The 22,547-nt window shown below is 43.7% G+C and carries 27 protein-coding genes; 26 read left to right on the plus strand and 1 reads right to left on the minus strand.

Features of this window, described 5'->3' with window-relative positions; genetic code table 11:
• Nucleotides 1-22: 22 nt before the first annotated feature.
• The 18 genes from N5J47_RS14295 to N5J47_RS14380 all read left to right on the plus strand — a co-directional run bounded on the left by N5J47_RS14295 (nt 23) and on the right by N5J47_RS14380 (nt 12,755).
• Nucleotides 23-319: a hypothetical protein gene (locus tag N5J47_RS14295; protein WP_279960501.1), complete on the plus strand. Its 297-nt coding sequence runs from the start codon at nt 23-25 to the stop codon at nt 317-319.
• A 121-nt stretch (nt 320-440) separates the two neighbouring features.
• Complete coding sequence (locus N5J47_RS14300) at nt 441-662, plus strand: hypothetical protein (RefSeq protein ID WP_279960500.1); 222 nt, start codon at nt 441-443, stop codon at nt 660-662.
• A complete protein-coding gene (locus N5J47_RS14305) occupies nt 617-1,084 on the plus strand; it encodes a hypothetical protein (RefSeq protein ID WP_279960499.1) in 468 nt (155 codons plus the stop codon). Before N5J47_RS14300 ends, N5J47_RS14305 begins: the two co-directional genes overlap by 46 nt.
• Nucleotides 1,053-1,694, plus strand: coding sequence for a putative metallopeptidase (locus N5J47_RS14310; RefSeq protein WP_279960498.1), 642 nt, complete (start codon nt 1,053-1,055; stop codon nt 1,692-1,694). Before N5J47_RS14305 ends, N5J47_RS14310 begins: the two co-directional genes overlap by 32 nt.
• Nucleotides 1,695-1,753: 59 nt before the next feature.
• Nucleotides 1,754-2,236 (plus strand): DUF2280 domain-containing protein, encoded by a 483-nt coding sequence (locus N5J47_RS14315; protein WP_279960497.1) that lies wholly within the window; start codon nt 1,754-1,756, stop codon nt 2,234-2,236.
• Nucleotides 2,214-3,740 carry a phage terminase large subunit gene (gene terL, locus N5J47_RS14320; protein WP_279960496.1) on the plus strand — a complete coding sequence of 509 codons (1,527 nt, stop codon included), beginning with the start codon at nt 2,214-2,216 and terminating at the stop codon, nt 3,738-3,740. The genes N5J47_RS14315 and terL overlap by 23 nt, the downstream gene beginning before the upstream one ends.
• A gap of 9 nt (nt 3,741-3,749) precedes the next feature.
• Nucleotides 3,750-5,051, plus strand: a complete 1,302-nt coding sequence (locus N5J47_RS14325; RefSeq protein ID WP_279960495.1) for a DUF1073 domain-containing protein — start codon at nt 3,750-3,752, stop codon at nt 5,049-5,051.
• Nucleotides 5,029-6,492 carry a phage minor head protein gene (locus N5J47_RS14330; RefSeq protein WP_279960494.1) on the plus strand — a complete coding sequence of 488 codons (1,464 nt, stop codon included), beginning with the start codon at nt 5,029-5,031 and terminating at the stop codon, nt 6,490-6,492. Before N5J47_RS14325 ends, N5J47_RS14330 begins: the two co-directional genes overlap by 23 nt.
• Entirely contained in the window at nt 6,492-6,716 is a 225-nt protein-coding gene (locus N5J47_RS14335; RefSeq protein WP_279960493.1) for a hypothetical protein, read from the plus strand. The genes N5J47_RS14330 and N5J47_RS14335 overlap by 1 nt, the downstream gene beginning before the upstream one ends.
• Before the next feature lie 226 nt (nt 6,717-6,942).
• Nucleotides 6,943-8,166, plus strand: a complete 1,224-nt coding sequence (locus N5J47_RS14340) for a DUF2213 domain-containing protein (RefSeq protein ID WP_279960492.1) — start codon at nt 6,943-6,945, stop codon at nt 8,164-8,166.
• Between the two features lie 11 nt (nt 8,167-8,177).
• Nucleotides 8,178-8,645 (plus strand): hypothetical protein, encoded by a 468-nt coding sequence (locus tag N5J47_RS14345; RefSeq protein WP_279960491.1) that lies wholly within the window; start codon nt 8,178-8,180, stop codon nt 8,643-8,645.
• A gap of 3 nt (nt 8,646-8,648) precedes the next feature.
• Entirely contained in the window at nt 8,649-9,647 is a 999-nt protein-coding gene (locus tag N5J47_RS14350) for a DUF2184 domain-containing protein (protein WP_279960490.1), read from the plus strand.
• A 72-nt stretch (nt 9,648-9,719) separates the two neighbouring features.
• On the plus strand, nt 9,720-10,025 hold the full coding sequence (locus tag N5J47_RS14355) for a hypothetical protein (RefSeq protein ID WP_279960489.1): 306 nt from the start codon (nt 9,720-9,722) through the stop codon (nt 10,023-10,025).
• A gap of 12 nt (nt 10,026-10,037) precedes the next feature.
• The gene (locus tag N5J47_RS14360) at nt 10,038-10,523 is read left to right on the plus strand and encodes a hypothetical protein (protein WP_279960488.1); all 486 of its coding nucleotides are present in this window, start codon (nt 10,038-10,040) and stop codon (nt 10,521-10,523) included.
• The gene (locus N5J47_RS14365; protein WP_279960487.1) at nt 10,523-10,909 is read left to right on the plus strand and encodes a DUF1320 domain-containing protein; all 387 of its coding nucleotides are present in this window, start codon (nt 10,523-10,525) and stop codon (nt 10,907-10,909) included. The genes N5J47_RS14360 and N5J47_RS14365 overlap by 1 nt, the downstream gene beginning before the upstream one ends.
• A gap of 2 nt (nt 10,910-10,911) precedes the next feature.
• Nucleotides 10,912-11,358, plus strand: a complete 447-nt coding sequence (locus tag N5J47_RS14370; RefSeq protein WP_279960485.1) for a hypothetical protein — start codon at nt 10,912-10,914, stop codon at nt 11,356-11,358.
• A 12-nt stretch (nt 11,359-11,370) separates the two neighbouring features.
• The gene (locus N5J47_RS14375; RefSeq protein WP_279960484.1) at nt 11,371-12,126 is read left to right on the plus strand and encodes a hypothetical protein; all 756 of its coding nucleotides are present in this window, start codon (nt 11,371-11,373) and stop codon (nt 12,124-12,126) included.
• A gap of 65 nt (nt 12,127-12,191) precedes the next feature.
• Nucleotides 12,192-12,755, plus strand: coding sequence for a hypothetical protein (locus N5J47_RS14380; RefSeq protein ID WP_279960482.1), 564 nt, complete (start codon nt 12,192-12,194; stop codon nt 12,753-12,755).
• A 42-nt stretch (nt 12,756-12,797) separates the two neighbouring features.
• Here N5J47_RS14380 and N5J47_RS14385 read toward each other — a convergent pair whose 3' ends face one another.
• Entirely contained in the window at nt 12,798-13,643 is an 846-nt protein-coding gene (locus N5J47_RS14385; RefSeq protein ID WP_279960481.1) for an ORF6N domain-containing protein, read from the minus strand.
• A 169-nt stretch (nt 13,644-13,812) separates the two neighbouring features.
• Here N5J47_RS14385 and N5J47_RS14390 point away from each other — a divergent pair, with 169 nt between their 5' ends.
• The 8 genes from N5J47_RS14390 to N5J47_RS14425 form a co-directional block, all read left to right on the plus strand.
• Nucleotides 13,813-14,133, plus strand: coding sequence for an Arc family DNA-binding protein (locus tag N5J47_RS14390; protein ID WP_279960480.1), 321 nt, complete (start codon nt 13,813-13,815; stop codon nt 14,131-14,133).
• Nucleotides 14,134-14,237: 104 nt separating this feature from the next.
• Entirely contained in the window at nt 14,238-14,522 is a 285-nt protein-coding gene (locus tag N5J47_RS14395) for a hypothetical protein (RefSeq protein WP_279960479.1), read from the plus strand.
• Between the two features lie 44 nt (nt 14,523-14,566).
• Nucleotides 14,567-15,247, plus strand: coding sequence for a zinc ribbon domain-containing protein (locus N5J47_RS14400; protein WP_279960478.1), 681 nt, complete (start codon nt 14,567-14,569; stop codon nt 15,245-15,247).
• The gene (locus tag N5J47_RS14405) at nt 15,240-15,782 is read left to right on the plus strand and encodes a hypothetical protein (protein WP_279960477.1); all 543 of its coding nucleotides are present in this window, start codon (nt 15,240-15,242) and stop codon (nt 15,780-15,782) included. The genes N5J47_RS14400 and N5J47_RS14405 overlap by 8 nt, the downstream gene beginning before the upstream one ends.
• A 137-nt stretch (nt 15,783-15,919) precedes the next feature.
• Nucleotides 15,920-18,928, plus strand: a complete 3,009-nt coding sequence (locus tag N5J47_RS14410; RefSeq protein ID WP_279960475.1) for a tape measure protein — start codon at nt 15,920-15,922, stop codon at nt 18,926-18,928.
• Entirely contained in the window at nt 18,928-19,344 is a 417-nt protein-coding gene (locus N5J47_RS14415; protein ID WP_279960474.1) for a hypothetical protein, read from the plus strand. The genes N5J47_RS14410 and N5J47_RS14415 overlap by 1 nt, the downstream gene beginning before the upstream one ends.
• Nucleotides 19,334-21,304: a hypothetical protein gene (locus N5J47_RS14420; RefSeq protein ID WP_279960473.1), complete on the plus strand. Its 1,971-nt coding sequence runs from the start codon at nt 19,334-19,336 to the stop codon at nt 21,302-21,304. The genes N5J47_RS14415 and N5J47_RS14420 overlap by 11 nt, the downstream gene beginning before the upstream one ends.
• A 1-nt stretch (nt 21,305) precedes the next feature.
• Nucleotides 21,306-22,547 (plus strand): hypothetical protein (locus N5J47_RS14425; protein ID WP_279960472.1); only part of this gene is annotated, 1,242 nt, incomplete at its 3' end.

Consider the following 22,547-nt stretch of genomic DNA (forward strand, 5'->3'; position numbering starts at 1 on the left):
GCCAATACTATTGGAGATAATCATGGGTAATCGCTGGCATGCTGAACAAAACAATAATATGCGTCCTGATGTTATTCCTATGCCATGCCCTTGGTGTGGATTAGATGCGGTTGTGGTTGATACTGCACTGGTTGTGGGTGAGCACATTAATACATGGTCAGCTAAAGCAAGTTGTCATGAATGTGGGGCGACAGCACCAGATGATTTCATTACATCATTCCCTGATCATTCATTATTTGAGAAATATAAGTGTGTTGACTGGGAAGATGAGCGCGAAGTAGTTAATTTTGCTGTGCAGATTTGGAATATACGGAAATAAGATTTAACCCCCGCTCGCAATAACGTGTTGCGAGTCAACTTGCCGAACGGATTACGGCAGCATGAACCCCGCTAGATACTAGATATTGGCGGGGCTTTTTATTTTCTTGTTTGGAGGTACCATGCTTCACAATATTGATAATGAAATACGGGAAACCGAACAAGAAATAGCACATTTGGGCAGTTGTACAACCAAGGGCCTAACTGCTGAAGATATCGCTCAACAAGATGAGCGATTTTTTTTGGCCATTGAAAAATTGAAATGGCTGAAAGGTCGCCGTGACGTGAGGGTATTTGAATGGAAACCGAGAAATATTACCAACTCACGAAGAAAAGGTCATTAAAGCCAAAGCCAAAAACAAGACCATTACCTAAAGCCAAGGAATCTTACATAGATGCATTTGAGGATATGGAACGTGCATTAAAGATTTTTGAAATCAAGTATGAAAAGCTGTTCCAGTTCAAATCAACAAAACATTGGCGTTATGACTTTCACCTTATTGAGCACAGAATTTTAGTAGAAATCTCAGGTGGCCCGTGGTCAGGCGGCAGAAAGGGTAGTTTAAAAAACAAAGCTTGGAGCGTCGATAAGTACGATCATGCTGAGCAGATGGGTTATAGCGTTGTAAGAATTGAATCAGCAAATCGTTACAAGATTGATGAATCAGGTCCAGTGCAGATTGATGCAAGCCATGCAGACCAGTGGCTTAGAAGTTTAAAAGGGCAAAAACTCCATGAGCCAAATAAGACCATTCCCGCCGACTGATCTATTAGATAAGGCTGAGGAAGCGGAAGCAATTCTTTTAGCACCAGCACCTGATTTAAAAGAATGGGTGATTACTAATTATCTTACTGTAGATGCTGAACTCTACAATCCAGATCATGACCACATTGCTGAGCTTCTACACGATAATGAGGAATTTCTAGCGTTTGCTTGGGCGTCACAGGCTTGTACAGTCAAAAAGCAAATGGTGCTAGGTCAGTGTGAGAAAGTGATGTTTAACGTTGGTGGATGGCGTAAAGCAAGACAAGAGCAACAAATGCGAGACTGGTTCGGCTTTGTACCGATTTATCTAATCACAATCGATGCAAGCTTTTGCGAACAAACGTCTGATCGTGAATTTTGCGCTTTGATCGAGCATGAGCTTTATCACATCGGTGTTGAACGTGATGGTGAGGGCGAGATCGTCTATAGCGACAATACTGGACTACCAAAGCACCATTTAGCTGGTCACGATGTAGAGGAATTTATAGGTGTGGTCAAACGCCACGGCGCAAGCGAGAATGTGAAGCGATTAGTCGAAGTAGCGAAGCAAGCGCCGTTTGTATCTGATCTGAGCATCACTCGATGTTGTGGAACTTGCGTTATAAGTTGAGCCTTTTGGCTCATTTTTTTTGCCATGTTTCCTTGACGTACCTTGACGGATAGAGAGAAATGGCAACTTTAAATAAAAAGCAAAAACTCTTTATTGTTCGGTCACTTGCTGTATTTAATACACCTCAAGAAACAGTAGTGCTCGTCAAGGAAGAATTTAACACAGATGTAACAAGGCAGCAGGTTGAATCCTATGATCCGACTAAAAGGGCAGGTAAGGACCTGAGCGCCGATTTTAGGGCAGAGTTTGAGGCGACACGTAAAGAGTTTTTGGATAAACCCGAAAATATTCCAACAGCGAATAAATCAGTTCGGCTAAAAATTCTTAATGATCTTGTCTATAAGAACAGTAGAAGTCATAAGGTTGTCAGTAGCTTACTTGAGCAAATTGCAAAGGAAATGGGTGGGCTTTACACAAACACCAGTAAAACCCAATTAACAGGCGCAGACGGTCAACCACTTAATCCTGAGCAAGTTACCCATGTAGTGGCAACGCCTGAACAAATAAGGCAGGCACTGGATGAACTCGAAAGTAAGTACTAAATTGCTTGAGATGCAGTTGGAGCGGGAACGCTGTGAGAAAGAACATTTATTCTTTACACGGCGTTTTTTCTTACCGCGAATGGGATTCAAGTTTTCTGTCAATTGGCACCATGAATATATTGCGGACAAGATTGACGAGGTAATTGCAGGCAAGGTTAAGAATCTTGTCATTAACGTCCCACCTGGGTCGGGTAAGACAGAGTTGCTCACTAACCTGATTTCCCGTGGCATTGCCCGTAACGCACGTTCACGGTTCCTATATCTGTCATATTCCCAGTCGCTGGTTGAGGATGTGTCTGCAACAGCGCGGAATATTGTTAAGTCTCAGGATTTCCAAGGGCTTTGGCCTGTAAAGATTTCTACCAGTACAGATGCAAAGTCAAGCTGGAAAACCACTGTCGATGGATATGACGCTGGGCATATTTACTCAGCCAGTATGGGTGGGCAGGTTACAGGCCGCCGTGCAGGCACATTGGCAAATGATGGTTTTACTGGCGCAATCATTCTCGATGACCCGTTAAAGCCTGAGGATGCATTCAGCAAGGCGGCACGCAAGAAAGCAAACCGTAAAATTCTAAACACGGTCAACTCACGTAAGGCCAAGTCGGATACACCGATCATCCTGATCATGCAGCGCCTGCATGTGGAGGACCCAACCAACTTTGTCATGACAGGCAATGTTCCTGGTGAATGGGAGCAGATCTGCATTCCCGCCTTGATTGATGATGACTATATCAGTCAACTGCCTGAAAAGATTCAACAGAAAATCCCGCGTGATGTGGAGCGTGACGAACTTGGCCGCCAGAGCTACTGGCCGCTTAAAGAATCACTTGAATCTTTATTGCAACTGGAAAAAGGTGGTGAGGATAAAGACGGTGCAATCGTTTCTCGTTACACATTTGCCAGCCAGTACATGCAGAACCCTAAAAAGCTTGGTGGTGACTTAGTTAAGTCTGAGTGGTTTGGGCGGTATGTCGATCTGCCTGTTCTTAAATGGCGTGCAATATTTGCCGATACGGCGCAAAAAACCAAAGAACATAATGATTTCTCGGTTTTCTTGTGTGCTGGACTTGGCTATGACAACAAGCTTTATATTATCGATGTTCATCGTGGTAAATGGGAATCGCCAGAACTTATCAAGGAGGCGAAGAAGTTCATCAATAAGCATAAAGAGGGAAATCCAAAGATTGGAAATCTTCGCTATATGGCAGTTGAGGACAAAGCAAGTGGGACAACATTGATTCAAACCATTTCAAGAGAAACAACAATACCAATTCAGGCGATTCAAAGGGGCACAGATAAGCTTGTTCGGACGATGGATGTTGTTTTTTATGTGGAGGATGGCCTGGTCATGTTACCAGCAAAAGCGCCGTGGTTATTAAGTTACATTGAGGAAATAGAGGCTTTAACAGCGGATATGACTCACGACCATGATGACCAATGGGACCCAACAATTGATGCAATTGACAACATGGTTGTCAACCCGTACGACCTATTGGATTAGGAGAATAACTTGAGCGAGCACAATCAAGCACCAGTGCCAGTCAATGTGATTGATGGTGCTTATGTCAATTTTGTCAGTAATATTAACACAGACCGTGACAAGGCATCACACGGTCATTTTGCCAAGGAAACCACTCTTACCGATTATGATTATGAGGCGGTGTACCAGGACTGGCTGGCAAAGAAAATTATCAATCGTCCAGTATTGGATATGTTGCGTGCAGGCTGGTACTTCACAGGCTTAGATGATGGCCAGATTCTCAAAATAAATGATGAGATAAAGCGCCTGCATTTGTTGGAGCGCCTTTCCAAGCTGCTTATATGGTCCCGAGTTTATGGCCGTGCATATCTTGTATTTGGTGTTGCTGATGGTTTGCCACTGGATCAGCCATTTGAGGCGGATAAATTACAGGTAGGCGGATTGCAGTTCATCACAGTTTTGAAGAAAGCCAAGGTTCAGCCATTAACACAGGAATATATCCCGCTTGAGCAAAGCGCTGGTGAACCTGAACAGCCGATGTATTACAACATCCTCAATGGCAATGGTACACAGACCAAGGTACACCATTCCAGGATGATCTGTATAAAACAGGGGGATGAGGGCGAGTCTGTTTTACTGTCCATCTATTACACCCTTAGAAATTATATTTCTACCAATACAGGTGCGGCCAGTTTGGTGCATGAAGCCAAGGTCGATGTAATTCGTGTACCCGGGTTGATGGATAAGATTATCAACCGTACAAAGGACATGATGGAGCGTTTTGGCGCGGCAGCATTACTGAAATCCATCAACGGAATGCTGGTGATTGACAAGGATGAGGAATATCAATCCAAGGCATATACATTCGGTGGCTTGCCTGAGCTTATGCGTGAATTTGCACAGCAAACTGCTGGGGCGGCAGACATGCCTTTCACCATTTTGTTTGGCCAGACAACCTCAGGCTTAAATAATAGTGGTGAGTTTGACCTCAGGAACTACTATGACAGGATCGCCACTGACCAGAACTGGATATTGCGACCCATACTTGAACGGATATTTCCCGTCATCTTTAAAAGCCTGCTTGGAGTGATACCAGCAGGCTTTAATTTTGTGTTCTATCCGTTATGGCAACTGGATATTAAGACTCGTTCGGAAGTTGAGAAAAACAATACTGAACGGGATGTTAAGTATCTGGAAAAGGGAATCATCACAGAGGCCATGATTGCGAAGCAATTACAGCAGGATGGCACCTATGACTTTATAGATGATGAACACATACAGGCGCTTGATGATATAGCGGGGCAGATAGATGACGATACTCAAGAGCCTTAGCCCCATATTACAGCAGGCACATAAGGCAAAAACAGGACGAAAGGCCAAGCCAAAACCAATATTTGTATCGAGAAAAACCGAGATCGAGTATTACAAATCATTGTTGGCCATTAGCCATTTGTGCCAGAAAAATGTAATTGATGAGATTGAGCCAATGTTGCGGTACAACATGGGAGATTCAGTCGAGGTCCATATTGCTGATGGTGTATTTTCCAGTGTTAAAAATGCATTGGAAAATATCAAAAGCAAGGTTGTCAGTAGTATTGAGTTGCTGGTCACTCAGATTGCGACGCAAATTGTCCTTAAACAAAAGCAGGCTAGTGATAAGCAGATTGGGGAGATACTACACAAGGCAACAGGTCTGGATTTTTCAGGCTTGATGAGTGATGAGGACCTGCAAAGCGCCGTTGAGGATGCCATTGCAGCGAATGTAAGTTTAATTCGCTCAATACCAGGCAGATATTTTGAGTCAATTGAAAGCACGATATTAACGGCGCTGCAAACTGGGCAGAGGGCAGACTTTATCAAGCAAGAGATTCTTAAAATTGGGAAATCCACCGATAAACGCGCATTACTGATTGCTGTAGACCAGCTTGGCAAGATCAATGGCCGTCTTACCCAGATCAGGCAGCAAAAGCTAGGCATCACACATTACACATGGTCCACCAGCCATGATGAACGTGTGCGGCATTCCCATCGTTTGCGGGATGGGCTTTTATTCGCATGGAATGATCCACCAGATGACGGTCATCCTGGTATTCCCATTCGGTGCCGTTGTGTTGCCATTCCTTACACCAAGCACTTATTTGACAGAAATGCACCTACACCTGAACAGGTTATGGCTGAGCAGAAAGGGCGAAAGTCTCTAATTGATCAGCAGAATGAAGATTTACTGGGTTGGATGAATAAAAATCAGATCAGTAAAATTGCGAATGATCTATCAAATGATCAGAAAATTCAGCAATTGGCTGATCAGTATGGCTTAACACTGCCTGAGCAGGTAGCACTAAGGCATTATACTGGTGATGGCTACCGAAATTTAAACCAGATGCTGAATGGCTTAATCAAGCAAGGTGATCCGCTTTATCCTGAATTGGTTTCCGCTTCAGGGGTATTGAGTAGTGCTTTAGATCGCCTGCCTAATCATGTCGGGCAAGTCGTTCGCCGTACCGAGTTGCCTAATGAGCTTTTAGCCAAGCATGAAATTGGAGATATGGTTGAATATAATGCGTTCACCAGCACAACATATGGTAAAGATGATGTGTTTAATTTTTACCCGCATCGAATTGTGATAAACTCCAAGACAGGTAAAAATGTCAACTTCATTAGTGAATATAAAGATGAAGAATTTGAGGTTGTATTTAATCGCCCTAGGAAATTCCGTGTGCTGAATCGAACTGAAATTGATGGTGTGATTCATATTGAATTGGAGGAACTGTGATGTCCATTCTTGATCTACCACTTGAACGTCAAAAAGAAATCGCCAAACAAGATGGTTTCAGCGATGTGGAATCATGGCGCGCGCATGTGGAAAAACTACTTGATGCCAGTAAAAAGCATGTCGACTCATTGAAGCAAGTGGACTACAACAATTTAACACCAGAACAGCAAGCATCTTATCGCCGTTTTGGCAACAAGGTTGCATCAGGTAATCCGCCCCAGTAGCAAACCCAAACAGATTAAGAACCCAATCAAAACCGATTGGGTTTTTTATTGCCTCTAGGAAAGACAGTATGAGCAATTGTCAGTGCCGAAACTGCACATACACCAATAAACATGGCGGTTATATGCCTTGCCTCAACTGGAAAACAAACAGTGTCTTTAACTGTAGGTGCAGCAAGTTGCTTTCCAGTCCATCCAAATCCCCACCAAAAAGACCATAGGACGTGAGATGAAACGTTATTTACTACATCACAAGATTGGTGACTTTGCACCTGCTCAATCAACAAGAACCCTCACACCAGAGGGTTTTTTATTGTGCAAGGATGCCCGACTCGGCAAGGCACCACAAGTACGCCAATACTACGCAGCCGAATTTAATGGCATTGAGGGTTACACACCCGATCAAGTCATCAATGTCTATAGTTCGCCAGATGAGCTATTTCGACCCGAAACAATTCAGAGTTATCAGGGCGTAGATGTTACAGACAATCATCCGCCAGGCAATACAGTCAATGCTGCGACATGGCGGACACATTGCATTGGCACAGTGTCAAATATTCGTCGTGATGGTGACTATTTAATTGGCGATCTGCTTATCAAAGACAGTGAGGTTATCAACCAGATCCAGAGTCAGGAGCGATTGGAGCTATCACTTGGCTATGGTGCTGAACTTCATTTCATTAATGGCACTGCACCAGACGGCACGCCGTACCAAGCTGAGTTTAAAAACTTTTACGGCGATCATGTTGCCCTTGTCAAATATGGCCGATGCGGTGGTGATTGCCGCATTGCCGATCACAACCCAAACCCTAATAACCCAAAACCATTGGAGAAAACAATGAAAATCCTTGCAAACGGTATCCCTTTTGATGTGGCAGACAATGAACCATTGGGGGTTGCGATCAAGAAAGATCAAGACCTACTGGCAAGCCTGCAAAATACAGTGAATACCAAAATCAAGATTGGCGATCAGGAATTTTCAATTTCTGAGGTTGCAGCCATCCAGGTTGTGATTGACAAGATCGTGGCAGATGCCAAGGCCAATGCTGACAAGGTGGTGGGGCTGGAAGCCAATCAGGTCACGCCAGAGAAACTTGAAGCATTAGCAAATGAACGCGCTGCTGTCATTACCGATGCCAAAAAGTTAAATACCAATGTCAAAACCGAGGGGTGTTCCTGTGAGCAGATTAAGCGTGATGCTATTTCAGCCAAGGCTGGTGATGCAGTTGTTGGTGCAATCTTGGGAACAGTTGCAATTGGCGATGCAAAACCTGAGCAGGTTGACATGGTGTTCCGTGCCCTTGTTGCAACCAGTAGCACCCAAAACAATCCAAACCCACTCAATGACATCCATGCTGGTGATATCAAAAATCCCGCACCAGCAGGCGGGAATGGTACGACACCTGCGCAAGTGGGCTATGACAAAACTACAGCCTGGAAAAAAGAAATTTAAGGAGTTTCAAAATGCAACTTAATGCAAAAGTGGCGATTGTCGGGCAACGCCTTAAAAGCACACCCGAAGATGTGCGCTCTATGCCTATGGCGGGGGCAGGCACTTTAAATGATGGTCAGGTGGCCTGTGACGCTGGGGATGGTGTTCGCTGTTCCGCCGTAGGTGGTGGGTTACGTCCCATCGGTATCGTGGTGCATCAGCATATTGGCAAGAATGGGACGGATGCCAATGGCAAGGAGGCCTATCAACAATATGACGTTCCACCTGTCATGCGCGTTGGCCGTATCTGGGTAAAACCAGCTGTTCCAATTACAGCCACAGGTGGCAAGGTCTATGTGCGTACCGCAAACGGCACAACCAACAACCCAATTGGCTCTTATCAAACCAGTGCAACAGATGGCACTGAATTGGTCGGGGCAACATGGGACTGCATTTCTAGTGCCGATGGTATGGCGATTATTCAACTACGTGGGGCTTAATACATGAATCCATTAGATCAACTGATTAACCGAAAGCTCGCCTTGTTTGGTGGTGTTGCACCATTGCTACAGGCATATGTAGGGGATGCTTTCAACCTTAAAAACTTGGTGTCGTTATTGGTAAAACTCGAAACCGATAATGAAATGACACCACAAATGGCGGAGGCAACCGAATACGCTTCCTATATTCCAGTTAAGGTCAACTTCCCCGCCGTGGTCGGGACAAAACACACTTTGCAACGCAAGAATGGTGTGGGTGAGGGGCAGGATTATAGTGGTACAGGCATGGACTTCCCACTTGCGGAAGTCTTATATGACAGTGTTGATCTTGGTGTTCGCCCAGGTGTTATTGGCTATCAGTATTCAATGCTGGAATTGGCTACGGCATCTCAGACAGGCATCACATTGGAAGCGGATAAGATTCAGGCTGCACGTCTGGCATATGAAAAGCATATGTCACGTATCGCATGGCTGGGTGAGCCGAATGCTGGATTAAAGGGGTTCTGGAACCAAACTGGTGTGAATGTACAAACGGCATTAAAGGACTGGGAGTCTGCAACGCCTGACGAGATTCTTGCAGACTTTAATGACATTCTGTCAGATGCGATTGATGCCAGTGAGTTCAATCCATCAGTTAGGCCAGACACGGTGATCCTACCAGTAAGTTTGATGCGTATCCTTACCCAACGCCGTATAGCTGATAATTTAGAAACCACTTTGTTTGAATGGATTTCTAAAAACAATCTACTGGCACTTGAGGGCAAGCCACCAACCATCCGCTCATCTAGTCGTAGTGAAAATATTGGGGTGGGTGGAACACGCCGTATTGCTGTCTATCGCCGTGATCCAGCGTGTATCGAGATGCGTATTCCACAAGAGGTTCAATTCTTGGCACCACAGCAACAAGGCTTGGATTTGTTTACACCTGGGCATTACCTCTATCAGGGTGTATGGCTAAAACGTGTGGACAGTCTACGTTACCTAGACGTACCTAAACCTTAATCAATTCAATTTAACGATCAATGACTAAATAGCCGCAATTCAGCGGCTTTAGTCATTTTTGGAGTATAGAAAATGCCGAAATATTTATATCAGGGTGAAATGGGTCGTATCTCAGCACGTACATCTGCTGGACCAGTGGTTTTGCCAAAGGGTGAGGAAGTCGAAGTGACCGATAAGCAGCATGAGGCTTTAGTGGGTCATGCCGTATTTAAGGCCCTTGAGGATAGTAGTGATCTTGTTATCACAGGGGTTAAGAAAGCCAAGGCAAGCGGTAAGGGTGCAGGTAAAGGCGAAACGGATGCTGATGCCTCTGATCAGAATACTACGGGTGGCGATACCGCATCTGACCAGAACACATCAGGTGATGCTGACAAGTAAAGGGGCTGCTGCATGAAATTAAAATCTAAAATCTTGCAAACGGGTAACTGGTTTTTTGACAAGCTGGCCCAGCAAGCCACCAGATTTACAGGTCATGCAGAGGTTGGTGTCTTTGGTGGAAAACCTCACATCACGGATTTAAAGGGCGGTGGCAAACGTTCAATTGTTATGGCTGATCTGGCCGCTATACATGAGTATGGCGCACCTAGTCGAAATATTCCTGAACGTTCGTTCTTTCGTGCAAGTTTGCAACTTAACCGAAGCAAGTATGGCCAGTATTTATTTGGTCAGGTTAAGCCAATGTTGCTGGGCAAAACTTCAATGGCAGCAACGTGGCAGTTTTTAGGGCAGGAGGCGCAGGCGGATGTGCAGACGTACATGGTCAATGGCAAGTTTGTGCCACTTAAACCGCGAACCATTAAGCGCAAGGGTAGTAGCAAGCCTTTGATTGATACGGGGCAGCTACGACAGTCAGTTAGTTATAGGGTGGTGAAATAATGGCTTATTTAACACGCGATGAGTTGATAGATGCCTATGGGCAAATAGAAATTGAAAAGTTGGAAAAAACCATTTCAGGAGTAACGGGAGGGCATCCCTCCACATCAGAAAAGGCAATTTCCAAAGCAGAGGATTATGTGATCAGCTTTATTGCAAAGCAGTATCCATTACCTTTGCCCGCTACCACTGAACCCATTAAAAATGCCATCTGTGTTGTGGCACGTTATTACCTGTATAAGGACAGGCCAATTGAAAAGGTTACTCAGGATTATGAGGACATCAAAAGTTGGCTTAAACAGGTTTCGATAGGCAACGCCGTTTTAATTTTTCCTGATCCTGATGATCAGCCTAAAAATTTAATTGGCTCTGGCATTTTTGTGGTGTGACTATGACAGTAATTGAAGATTATTTCGCAGTAGAGCCAATACTTGTACAGCATATTCAAGCGGCAATGTCAGATGATCTTAACGATGTGAATACACCGTTTACGATTGAAGATATGTTGCAGGCTGCCAACAATACACCCTCTATCAGTGTCATCTATTTTGATGATCGAGTGGGTGAGTCCGTAGGTAATGGCAAGCTCACAACAATTTATCAGCAGTGGCTGATTGTGCTTTGTCTGCGAGACGCTGAGGCACAGTTGCAGAACACGAACTCCATTCGCAGGACCGCTGATCCATTCATCCGCAAACTGTTGGGCACACTTCAGGGCTTTGACCCGCAGGTAAAAGGGTATAGGCCATTTAGGCGTACCAATTGCCCTGTCCGACTTGGTGGGCAGTCAAGTTTCGCTTATTTCCCATTCTTATTTGAAACACAGATTTTTACTTAAAGGAGCAGATTCATGTCATATGAATTTTTGTCACTGCAAGGTGCATCCCATCTTGCACGAAACTTACCTGGTAGCGCCAAAATATTGCGGGAACTGGGGAACCAAACCAGTGTAAAACTAGGCATCACTTCAGATACCTTTGCACGGTATGAAACAAAGTCGGGTAAGCGTCAGAAAATTGGGGAATGGACCAAGACTCGTGACGTTACACTTGAAATCACGCTGGATGAGCAGAAAAAGGAAGATGTTGCCTTAGCCTTTCAGGCAAACATAGTTGAAACAGGCTCAATCACTGTTCAGGATCAGGGTCTGGGTTCAGGATTAAAGGTTGGTGATCAGATTAAGTTAGATGGTTTCAACATCACCGCATTAATGATCAGTGATTCCACATCGGGAACCCCAGTGCCATTGGTTGAGGGGACCCACTATTCATTTGATCCAGAATTCGGAAAACTGAAAATTTTAAGTTTGACTGGTTTGACTCAACCATTGGTGGCTGATTATACACAGGGCGATTCCAAGGCCACAGTCATCTTTTCCATGCCAGATGATGCGGAATACTACTTCCTGTTTGAGGGTATCAACTCCATCAATGACGCGAAAATTGCCGTTGAGTTGTGGCGGTTCAAGCCTAATGTTGATGCAGAAATGGACCTGATCAATGAAGAAACGGGCGAAATTACCATCAATGGTTCTGCTTTGGCTGATGTGACCAAACAGCAAGATACAAAACTGGGTGGTTTTGGCCGTATCGTCTATATCGACTAATTTACCAATACAGGCACAGGGGCGCATCAGCGTCTTTTTTGTGCCTGTATTTTAGGATTATTTCTATGAATGACTTTTTTTTAGCAAACAATGAATCATTGCCTTATACATTCATTGATCAGAATATTCATATATCGCAGATACAGGTTAAGAATCTAAACCAGTTTGCTTACTATGCTAAACCAATAAAGAAATTGGATAGTTATTCAGTGGAAATGATTCAGACAATAATTGATGAACATATTGTCAAGATCATGGGCCTTTGTTCGCTAGTCACTTCACTTGATCCTGATGTGTTCTCAAAGCATATTGGGAATCAGGATGCCACTGCCGAACTAATTTTAAAAATCATTCAGGTGAATGAGGCATATTTTAAGGAAGAAAAACCGAAAAAACGGCAAAGGGAAAATCAAAAAAAATATTCTTGGTTTGATTCATTTCAGCATCTTATTTCAGAGGGGCACAGGCCAGATGATATTTTAAATATGTCGTATGGTGCCTTTACTGAGTATTTAAAGGCGGCTCAACGCCGTGAGTCGCAACGATTGAAAACGATTGCTATAGCAACCCGTGCTGCCAGTGCCAAAAATAATGATTTTGATAAGTTTGTAAGTGGGTTGGATGGGTGAAACACCCCCATCATTAGATGAGGGTATTTGTTTAAATGCTGATTATGAGTGTCTGAAAAAATCAATCAAATCACATTGTCTCAACATATATGGATAGTCCTGTTGGATACGTTTACCCAGTTCTTTGCTGCGTTCAGAGCCTAAAGTTAGGCTTGCAGAGAAAGCACCATCGGCAAAATGATCATGGATTCGACTAGCCATAGTTGGGTTTAACATTCTGATTGAGTCGCCAAAGCATCTCCACCATGCACTCACCCAAAGCAGGTGAGAGGCGGCATTGTAGGCATGGGTTTCAAAGTTTGGGCTTTGTTTTAACTTTTCTGCATTGCTATACAGTGCAATCAAATGATGAACATACTCGACAGCCACAGGAATAACATCGTATGGAATATCCTTAATGTCATCTACGTTAAAACGCTGATGAATCATTTTCCATGCATCACTCACATTCAGATGCTTTGTTTTGGTCACAAGCAAGGCGTGTGCCTCATGCAGGGCGGTGCGTTCAGATTTGTGAGTCTTTGCTAAAATCTCCTTACGGACAAAATAGCAATCTTCAAGCTGCTCGAATACTTCCCATGCTTGGTCAGTGTCGAGCATCTTTGCGTGACGTGCAGCGCCGCGTTCTGTCCAGAGGATGAGGGAGCGAACCTTACTAAAATTTGCAACTGACTTTAAGTCAGTCACAAAACTTTTAAGTTCTTGACCAACGATTTTGAAAAAATGTTTACCCTCAATAAAGCGACCTTTATTGCGGGTATAGTTTTGTTGGATATTGTTTATATCGGTTCCATAGAAATCAGCCAACATTGCTGTTGTGATTACTGGAACAGATTTGAAGTTGATGATGGATACTTGCGTATCATTGATTTGTGCTAAACTAGCCATGTCGATTTTCCTTGATCGAAGATTGATACGAAGCCCTGATAACTTTAGACGGACATCAGGGCTTCACTTTTATATAGACTTTCGATCTATATTTAAACCGATAATAAACCGTTGTGGTGCATTTGGCAATATGCTAATCTTCAAATAACAACTTTGGAGATGAAGTAAAATGAGTGAAGATGCTCAAATGAAGCTTAGGCTTCCACCAGAACTTAAAGATCAAATTGAGGAAAGGGCAAGAGATAACAAAAGAACAATGAATGGAGAGATCGTCCATATCATTGAAAATGCCATCACCTCTGAGTCGGCTCAGTATTTTTCGTGGCAAAGGTTCTCAAGCATGTCGGAAGCTAATTGTGTGGATCAGCTCAATCAATATCTACGAGAGAATCCTGAAGCCAAAGTTCAGTCTGTAAGTATTGTTAATACTGGTAAAATATTTAGTCTGTATGTTTTTATAAGAGCAAAAAGACCCAAAAGGCTTTTGTGAATTCATTACTTAACAGCCAAAACACCTCATTTGAGGTGTTTTTTATTGCCACAGTTTTCGCCGTTTGTTACATTGTGTTGGATTAATAACAATCGGATAACATTATGAAGAAGTTTTTATTATTAGGGGTTGCTTCGCTTTTATTATCAGCGAATGTTTTTGCGCGTGATACAAACTCGATGCGTTCGTCATTCGAATTAGTGACAGTTGGTGATAGTGAAGAAAGTTTGCTTAAAAAAATGGGCAAATCAAAGCCACGGTTTTTTGTCTATGAAGATGGACGTTTTTCTTGTGCTGCTACGGAATATAAATACGACATTGATATGCAAGCATATACGGTGTGGGTATGTAGAGGCCAGATATTTAAAATTGATGTGAAGAATAAATAATATAATCAAAAGTATAAGGTTGGCTTGAGATTTAGAGGTGTTGGATGAGCCTAACAAAACAACAATTGATGGGATTAATTGGGGCTTTACTACTGTTTATTGGCGTATTCATGCCAGTTGCAAGCTTGCCAATTATGGGACCAGTAACAATGCTTGTGGGTGGCAATATTGATGGCTATCTGATACTTGGTTTGTCAATAGTTTCAATAATTGTTATTTTCATGCATCAGTTCAGGGCATTATTGCTAACTGGTGGAATATCACTTGCTATTTTGCTGTTTAAACTATACCAATTTATAAGCAAGTTCCGTGATGCAAAAAAAGAAGTGGTATCCTCTTTGGAGGGGAATCCGTTTGCCAGCATGGCGGGCACCTTAATTGATTCTGTGCAAATTCAATTTGGTTGGGCTGTATTGGTTGTTGCTAGTGTAATACTAATATTTTCTGTATTTTATCGTGATTCAGAGGGTGAAGAATATTTACCCTTGGCAGCTGAACCCAAATCAAATATGGATCAGCAATCTTTACCATCACATTCAATATTAAATCAACAACCGCAACTAAATAGCCATGTTGTTACACGAGATGCATTTAGTTATTATGCGGACAGTAGCAGTCTTAACAACGAAAATGATATTGAATATAAAAGCTGCCCACATTGTGCAGAAAATATAAAAATAACAGCTATAAAGTGCAAGCATTGTGGGGGCATGATTGATGAATAGGTTATATATTATTTTGGGCATTGTGGTTCTTATAATGATCGGGGTCGTTTGGAAATCTAATGGCGATAGAAAGGCCAGAGAAGAAGCTTTTGCGCAGCAAACTGAACAGCATAAGCAGGAAATGGCTCAACTTGAAGCAGAAAATCAAGCAAGATTGGCTCAGGAAGCTAAAGATAAAGTGCAAAAAGAGCAGTCCCGAATTGAGTATAATGCTCAAACTAACGTTGTAACCAAAGAGGGAATGTCCCCACAGAAACAAAATAAATACTCTAATGAGGAATGGCTTTCAATATGTAAGTCGGTATCTGGTACTGCTAAATCTATTATGAGTAGCAGACAAAAAGGCGCTTCTATGTCTGATATGATGAGTAATATAATGAGTGTTGATATTGCACCTGAATTAAAAGAAATCATTAAACCATTTGTAGTTGCTGCCTATGAAGAACCAAGATACAGCACCTCAGATTATCAGTTAAAAGCTGAAATAGATTTTGAAAATAAGGCATATTTAACATGTATTAAAGCTAGGGAATAAGACCTATTTATACTAAAACCTGATTGAATGGTTTTTAAACCTTAATCGATAGAGCCGTCCTAGTGACGGTTTTTTATTGCCTAAATTACCAAAGCCGACCTAATAAGTCGGCTTTTTTATGCCCAAAGGAAAAGAGAATGACAACAGATAGTTTAGATTTCTTGGTGGATTTACGCGCCAATACAACTGGATTTAATCAAGGTATTGAGGGTGCAAAATTTGCCGTTAATGCTCTCATCGGAGCTATGGCAGCGCTTGGTGTTGGCTTGGGTGCAAAAGAGCTTGCAGAGGCTGCTGATAGCTATGCAATGTTGTCAGCCAGAATCCAACAGGCTACCAAGGATGGTGGTAATTTTGAAAACGCGATTGCTGGTGTTCATCAAATAGCCCTGTCTACAAACTCAAGCCTTGATGCCACCGCAGGACTATTTACCAAGTTAAATACCGTTGCTAAAGATATGGGAAAATCCCAACAGTTTGCTTTGGATATGACAAGTACAGTCACCAAGGCTATTCAATTGGGCGGTGGGTCGGCTCAGGCAAGTGAGGCAGCGGTACAGCAATTCATTCAAGCGATGCAGGGTGGTGTATTGCGTGGCGAAGAATTCAATTCAATCATGGAGAATGGTTACGGCCTAGCTGAAGCATTGGCAAAAGGTCTGGGCGTAACGACAGGCGAACTTCGCAAAATGGCTGAGAATGGTGAACTCAGTGCAGAACGTGTACTTGCAGCATTAGCAAAACAAAAAGCAGGTGTGGATACACAATATGCTGAAATGCCAACCACCATCAGTAATGCTTTACAAAAAATTGCAACATCTTGGCAAATTGTAATTGGCCAGATGGATCAGGCTAATGGGGCATCAGCAACTGTTGCTAAATGGCTATCAACATTGGCAGACAATTTAGATGTTGTAGAAGTTCTCCTAAGTGATATTGGTTTAGGCTTTATTTGGTTTGGTGACCAACTTAAAAAGATTGACCCACAAACCATTGAATCACTTAAAGCAGCATTATTGTCTGCATACGACGCGGTTAAATCATTAGGTTTATTGCTTGCAGGTGCTTTTGAGCCTGGTGTGGATGTGATCAACACCATGCTAGGGCAAATATTTAATTTTTCTAGCGGTATTGATTCTGCTACTGATAAAACCAATGGATTTACTAAAGCATTACAGGCTGTCAATGTGGTCTTTGGGTTTTTAAGTGATGGCTTTAAGGCAATTAATATTGGTGTCAATTTAATTACTGGTGCTGCTTATGATGCTGCGGCAGCATTTAGCTACTGGAAATCTAAATTAACTTTTGGTGATACATCGGCTCAAGCTTTAAAAGATTTTGAGGTAATGAGTACAAAGGCACAGGAGTATTACAAAAAATCTGCTGATGGAGCAATGGAGTTTAAATCTGCTGGCGTTGAAGCAATCCGTCAAATTAGCTTAACTCAAGATGAAAAAAATGCCGAACGTGTTGTAAACAATGCAAAGACCTTGTCCGATCTAAAATCCCAAGAAACGCAGCATGTAGCCGATTATAAAGCTATTAGTGATGAGCGGATCAAACTACAACAACAGTTGGTTGATGCAAGAAAAATAGGTGATCAATCAGCTATAGATGCGGCAATTGCAGGACTTGCTGAGCTTGATAAGAAAGAAAAAACTTATCAGACTGAAAGCAAGAAAATCAGTGATGAAAAAATCAAGGCTGCACAAGATTGGGTAAATGCTCAAATTACAGCAATGGATGGAACTGTTAAAGCTGCTGATGCTGCCACACAAAAAACATTGCAAACCGCTATAGCGGCACAAGGCTTGGCGGTTGAGTTTGATAAAACTGGCAAAGCGATTGTTAAGGCTATAGCTGTTGATGCTGGTGAAGCAGTTGTTAGTTTAGATACAAGGCTAGGGCAAGGTCGCAAGGCAGCAGCAGCTTTAGGCGTTGATCTTGATGTGGCTTTAAATAAGGTCTCTGATGGATTTTTAGCTAAATCTAAGTCACTTGATGATTTCACCAAAAATCTTGAGTTGATGGGAGCTACTGGTGATCAGGCTGCAACTATTATTTATGACGCCTGGTCCAAATGGCTAGAAACCGCAAAATCACAGGCTGAGATTGATGCAGCCAAGGCAAAGCTTAAAGAGTTTGAAGAGCAGGGCGTTTTCTCAACGAAGCAGGTTGAAATGGGCATGTTGGCCATTAAACAGGTTACAGAGAAATTGCCAAATGATTTGGACGAAGTGGGCAAGGCTTTTGAGCGTCTGGGTATAAAAACCAAAGAGCAATTAAAGTTGGCCGCTGAATCCGCAATCGCTGACTTTAATACCATTCAAGCAAGCGGACAGGCAACAACCGAGGGTGTACGTCAGGCTTATGAGCGTGTCATGCAGGCTGCTGCCGCTTCTGGTGATGAGGCTGTCATTGCCAATGCAAAGGCTAAAGGCGCATCCGTTGGGCTTCAGGCGCAAATTGATGCGACTGGAAAGGCTTCGGTTCAGTCAACTCAGGAAATTGTAGATTCACTTTACAATGTTGGTGAGACTGCACGCGGATCGGCTGCTCAAGGCTTCCGTGAGCTTGGTAGGGTTGCGCGTGAGGAAGCCAAGTCCACAGCAGATAAATGGCTGGAGGCTATGGCTAAGGTTGATGCAGAAAGGAAAGCTAAAACTGCTGAAACAGCGAAAGGCCTTTCTGAATTACAGGGTGGCATAGATCAGATGTCAGAGGACTACTTCAATCGTTTGGTGGCTGCTGGCATGGATTCAAGCCGTGCACGCGATCTGGCTGACAAGGCCAAGCTTAGTCTTGCGCAGGAAACAACTGACGCTTTGCGAGGTGGTAATCAGCTTGGTGTGAACACAACTAAACAGCAGATGGAGAAAACACTGGCGTATTGGGAAAATAAAAACTCAAAATCTGGTGCTTCTATTTCTTTGGGTGGAAATGCCCCAGTGATTAGTGCTCCAAATATTGAACCGCCGCAAATCCAGCAGGTCAAGATGCCGAACATTGATTCTGGACCAGACAAAAACGTAAGGATTGAACTTGCCATTGGCAATTCAAAATCTGAACTTTATGGAACACAGTCCCAGGTTGATGCAACTGAAGAATTGTTCAGACAACTTGAAGAAGCTAAAAAGAGGTCCTAATGAGACTAATACGCAAAGCAACAACCGAAACCGTCCTAATAGAGGACGGTTTTTTATGGTCTGATGAATTTGACTGGAAACCTGTCGAACAGAATGTTGAACGTGCGATCGATGGCACCTTGATTGTTCAAGAGGGCAAGAAGAAATCGGGGCGACCAATCACACTATCGCCGAATGACGGACAGGGGTGGATCAAGCGCTCCATTCTTTCAACCATTCAGTATTGGTCCACATTGCAGGGTGAGCAGTTCACCCTTGTTTTTGAGTATCCACACGATAACCGCCAGTTCAATGTGATTTTTAACCATGCCGAGGGTGCGATTAATGCCAAGCCTGTAAAAGGCTTTCCTACTGTGTCAAATGAAGATGATTACGAAGTCACTTTGAAATTTTTAGAGGTGCTAGATGCCGATTGAAACCAACAATTTAGTCTTATACAAGTCTGAGCGACTGACTGACACGCCTGATGGTGGAGGTAAGTATTCAGGTCAGGTCGTGGTGGACGGGGAAAGTAACAACCTTTTCCCTGACGTGTCTGAGCTTGACCGAACCATGGGTCGTGTGTCACTGCGTAAAATCTTTGCCGCGGTGAACAGCAATGATACTGATGCACTAATGGGTGCGACAGTATTTATTTCCAAGAATCCTTATGACCCAAACGTTTCAGCACTGCTGTTCAGTACAGAAAACTTTACTGATGTGCGTACCAATGCCGCAAACCGCATAGAAAACTATCTGGCGAAAGGTGGGCAGATCGCTGGAACACCACTGGATACGCTCTGGCAGGGCATGAAACTGATTCAGGTGGCCATGTTTCTTTCTGATACAGAAAGCAGTGTGGGTGACACCATTATCCTGGTCTCAAATGAGGGTCAGGGTTCTGAGTATGAGCAGTATGTTCGGATCACCAAGGTTGAAACACGTATCGCATCAATGATGGTTAATGGAAACAGGGTTGAGTATAAAATTGGAACATACTCAATCAATGATCCGCTGGAACGTGATTTCATCGGGTTGTCAGCGGCCCAGTGGTACAGCGGTGCAAAGTCACCAACGATCATTCGCGATACCATTGTTGCAGATACGGGCAAGTATTATGCAAGCGTACAGATTGCCGAGGATGTTGCTGTAAGCAGTTTTACGATTCAGGCCGCTTCGATCTTTTCCCAACTGATTCCGTCATCGCAGACAGAAACCCCACTGATTGACCTAAATGCGCTCAGTGAGAATGTCACCCTGATTGCGGGCAACAGTGGAACCATCATTGCACCGTTCACCACGACAGTGAATACAAACCAGAGTCTCTACATTGGCTCAAGTGTGATGCCAGGTAGTGTTGCATTCACATTGTTCGGTCAGAGTATTGTAGATAGTGGTGGCACATTACGCACTGCAACTGGAACACAGGTCGGAACGATTGACTACCAGACAGGTCATATTGTGTGGACCAATGCCATAGGCACTGGAACAGCAACGATCAACATCACGTTCAAACCCGCTGTTGCGCCTACACAGCCTTTTGAATCCTATGCATTGCCAGTGACAGCCAGCAATCAGGGAACCAACTGGACGGGGGTGCTGGTGCCAGCGCCTGCACCAGGTACGCTGGTGGTGTCGTTTATGGCGCAGGGCAAGTTTTACAGCCTTAGGGATAATGGCGCAGGCCGTCTTGTTGGGGCCAATGAATCGATTGGGACTGGCAGCATCAACTATGTAACAGGATCTTGGCTTTTGACTACGGGCGCACTGCCAGACGTGGGAACACCAATTCTACTGTTGTGGGGTACACCAATCTCCACCTTTGCGCGTTCAGATTTGCCTGTGGCACCTGCTGCAATTGAGTTTGATTTGGAACAGACGGGCATTGTTGCAAGTTCCGTGACAGTGACGTGGTTATTGGAGGGTGTGACCAAAACAGCCACCAGTAATGCACTGGGCCAGTTCACTGGTGATGCGACTGGAAGCATTAACTATGCATCAGGTACAGGGAAACTGATTCCGAACAAGTTGCCGCAGAAAAATACAGTGTTTGATTTTGAGTTTGACTACGGGGAACCAAAGTCGCAGACCATTGATGATGTTGCACCCGACCTAAGCCAAAAACTTACATTCACCATCGGCACTGGATCTGCAATCGAACCAAATAGTATCGAGTTGCAGATTCCCGTCAGTAGCGGTGCAGGTTCAACAGTGTTTCAGACTGTGGTGCTTAATGATGTTCCACAAAATGCAACCACAGGCAATTTGGTGGATCGTCTTGGCAATGTGCAGGGCACCATTACATACGCAACAGGTGTTGTTGAAGTCACACCAATTTTAAATGTGATGAGTTGGCAAACAATCTATTCACCGCAAACCTACTATACGAGTAATTAATATGTCACAAGCATTATCATTGCCGCAAAGCAGCGCGGTGGAAATGGTTGCTGCCCAGCTAAAGGCATTTTCGACTGTTGATGTGCAGGTGAAGTACCGCGACACGTCAGGTTCAAATGCAGGCACAAAGCAGGTTACAGCATCAAAACTTAACTTTGACCTGACACAGGGCTTTAATGAGCAGATTCTCACAGGGTCAGTTCGCTTTAAGGTCGGTTCTGATACCTTCATTGACCGCAATGGGCTGATCTACAGAAATGTAGACAGTGCCACTGGTAGTGCTACCCTGTCGGGAACAATTCAGTACGGCACTGGTGTGGTTGATGTTGACAGTTGGACACCTAACGTTGACAACAACCTTACATTGCAGTCTTTAACCACTACAACTGACATGCCGCCGATTCAGCATGTCAGTTTCCGTACCCCGACCATTCCAATTCGTTTAGGTTCATTAACTGTTGTAGCTGCCGCCTTGGCTGGTGAACAACTCATATTGACTGCCAATGAAGCGGGAGTAATTGAAACGGCACAGGCACATGGTCTGGTCAACTATGACACAGGTTTTGTGGATATTTATTTCTATACCAAGACTGAAATCACGCCAGCCAATCGTGACGATATAGAGGCCGAGGACTGGTATCTGCCTGAACTTGAGTATGCAGAAGCGGGCAAAACCTATATCAACGTACCGTACTGGATTGACCCATCCAGTGTGCGTTATAACGCAGTGGCTTATACCTATATTCCGCTTGATTCAGAAATCTTGGGCTTGTCTGCAACCCGTTTGCCGCCTGATGGACGTGTGCCGATTTTCAGGGTTGGGGACATTGGCGTGATTGCATCATCTAAAAAGCAGGAGTTGCCAAGCCATGTTGCAGGGCAAACATATGATTTAAATGATCAACGTATTTCGTGGTGTGAACTGGAAGATGCCAACGGGGTTAAGGTCCCGTTTGATATGTATGTTGTAGGCTATGATTATGGAAAGGTCACCTTAAGTGGTGACTTTGCATTGAATAGCCTTGTTGCGCCTATATCTGCTGCATATCGCTACCAGGACATCGGCTTGATTAATGACGTGCAAATCAATGGCCAGATCACTTTTACAAAACCAGTGACGCATAACTACAGTAAAGATGATTCGATTGTAGGTTCAGTTGTTGTCGTTGGTGATATGTTCAGCCGATATACATCGAAGTTTGTGCAGGGAACCTGGAATAGTGTCTGGTCTGATGAGCCAACA

Source organism: Acinetobacter sp. GD03645, from assembly GCF_029845285.1.
Classification (GTDB): Bacteria; Pseudomonadota; Gammaproteobacteria; order Pseudomonadales; family Moraxellaceae; genus Acinetobacter; species Acinetobacter corruptisaponis.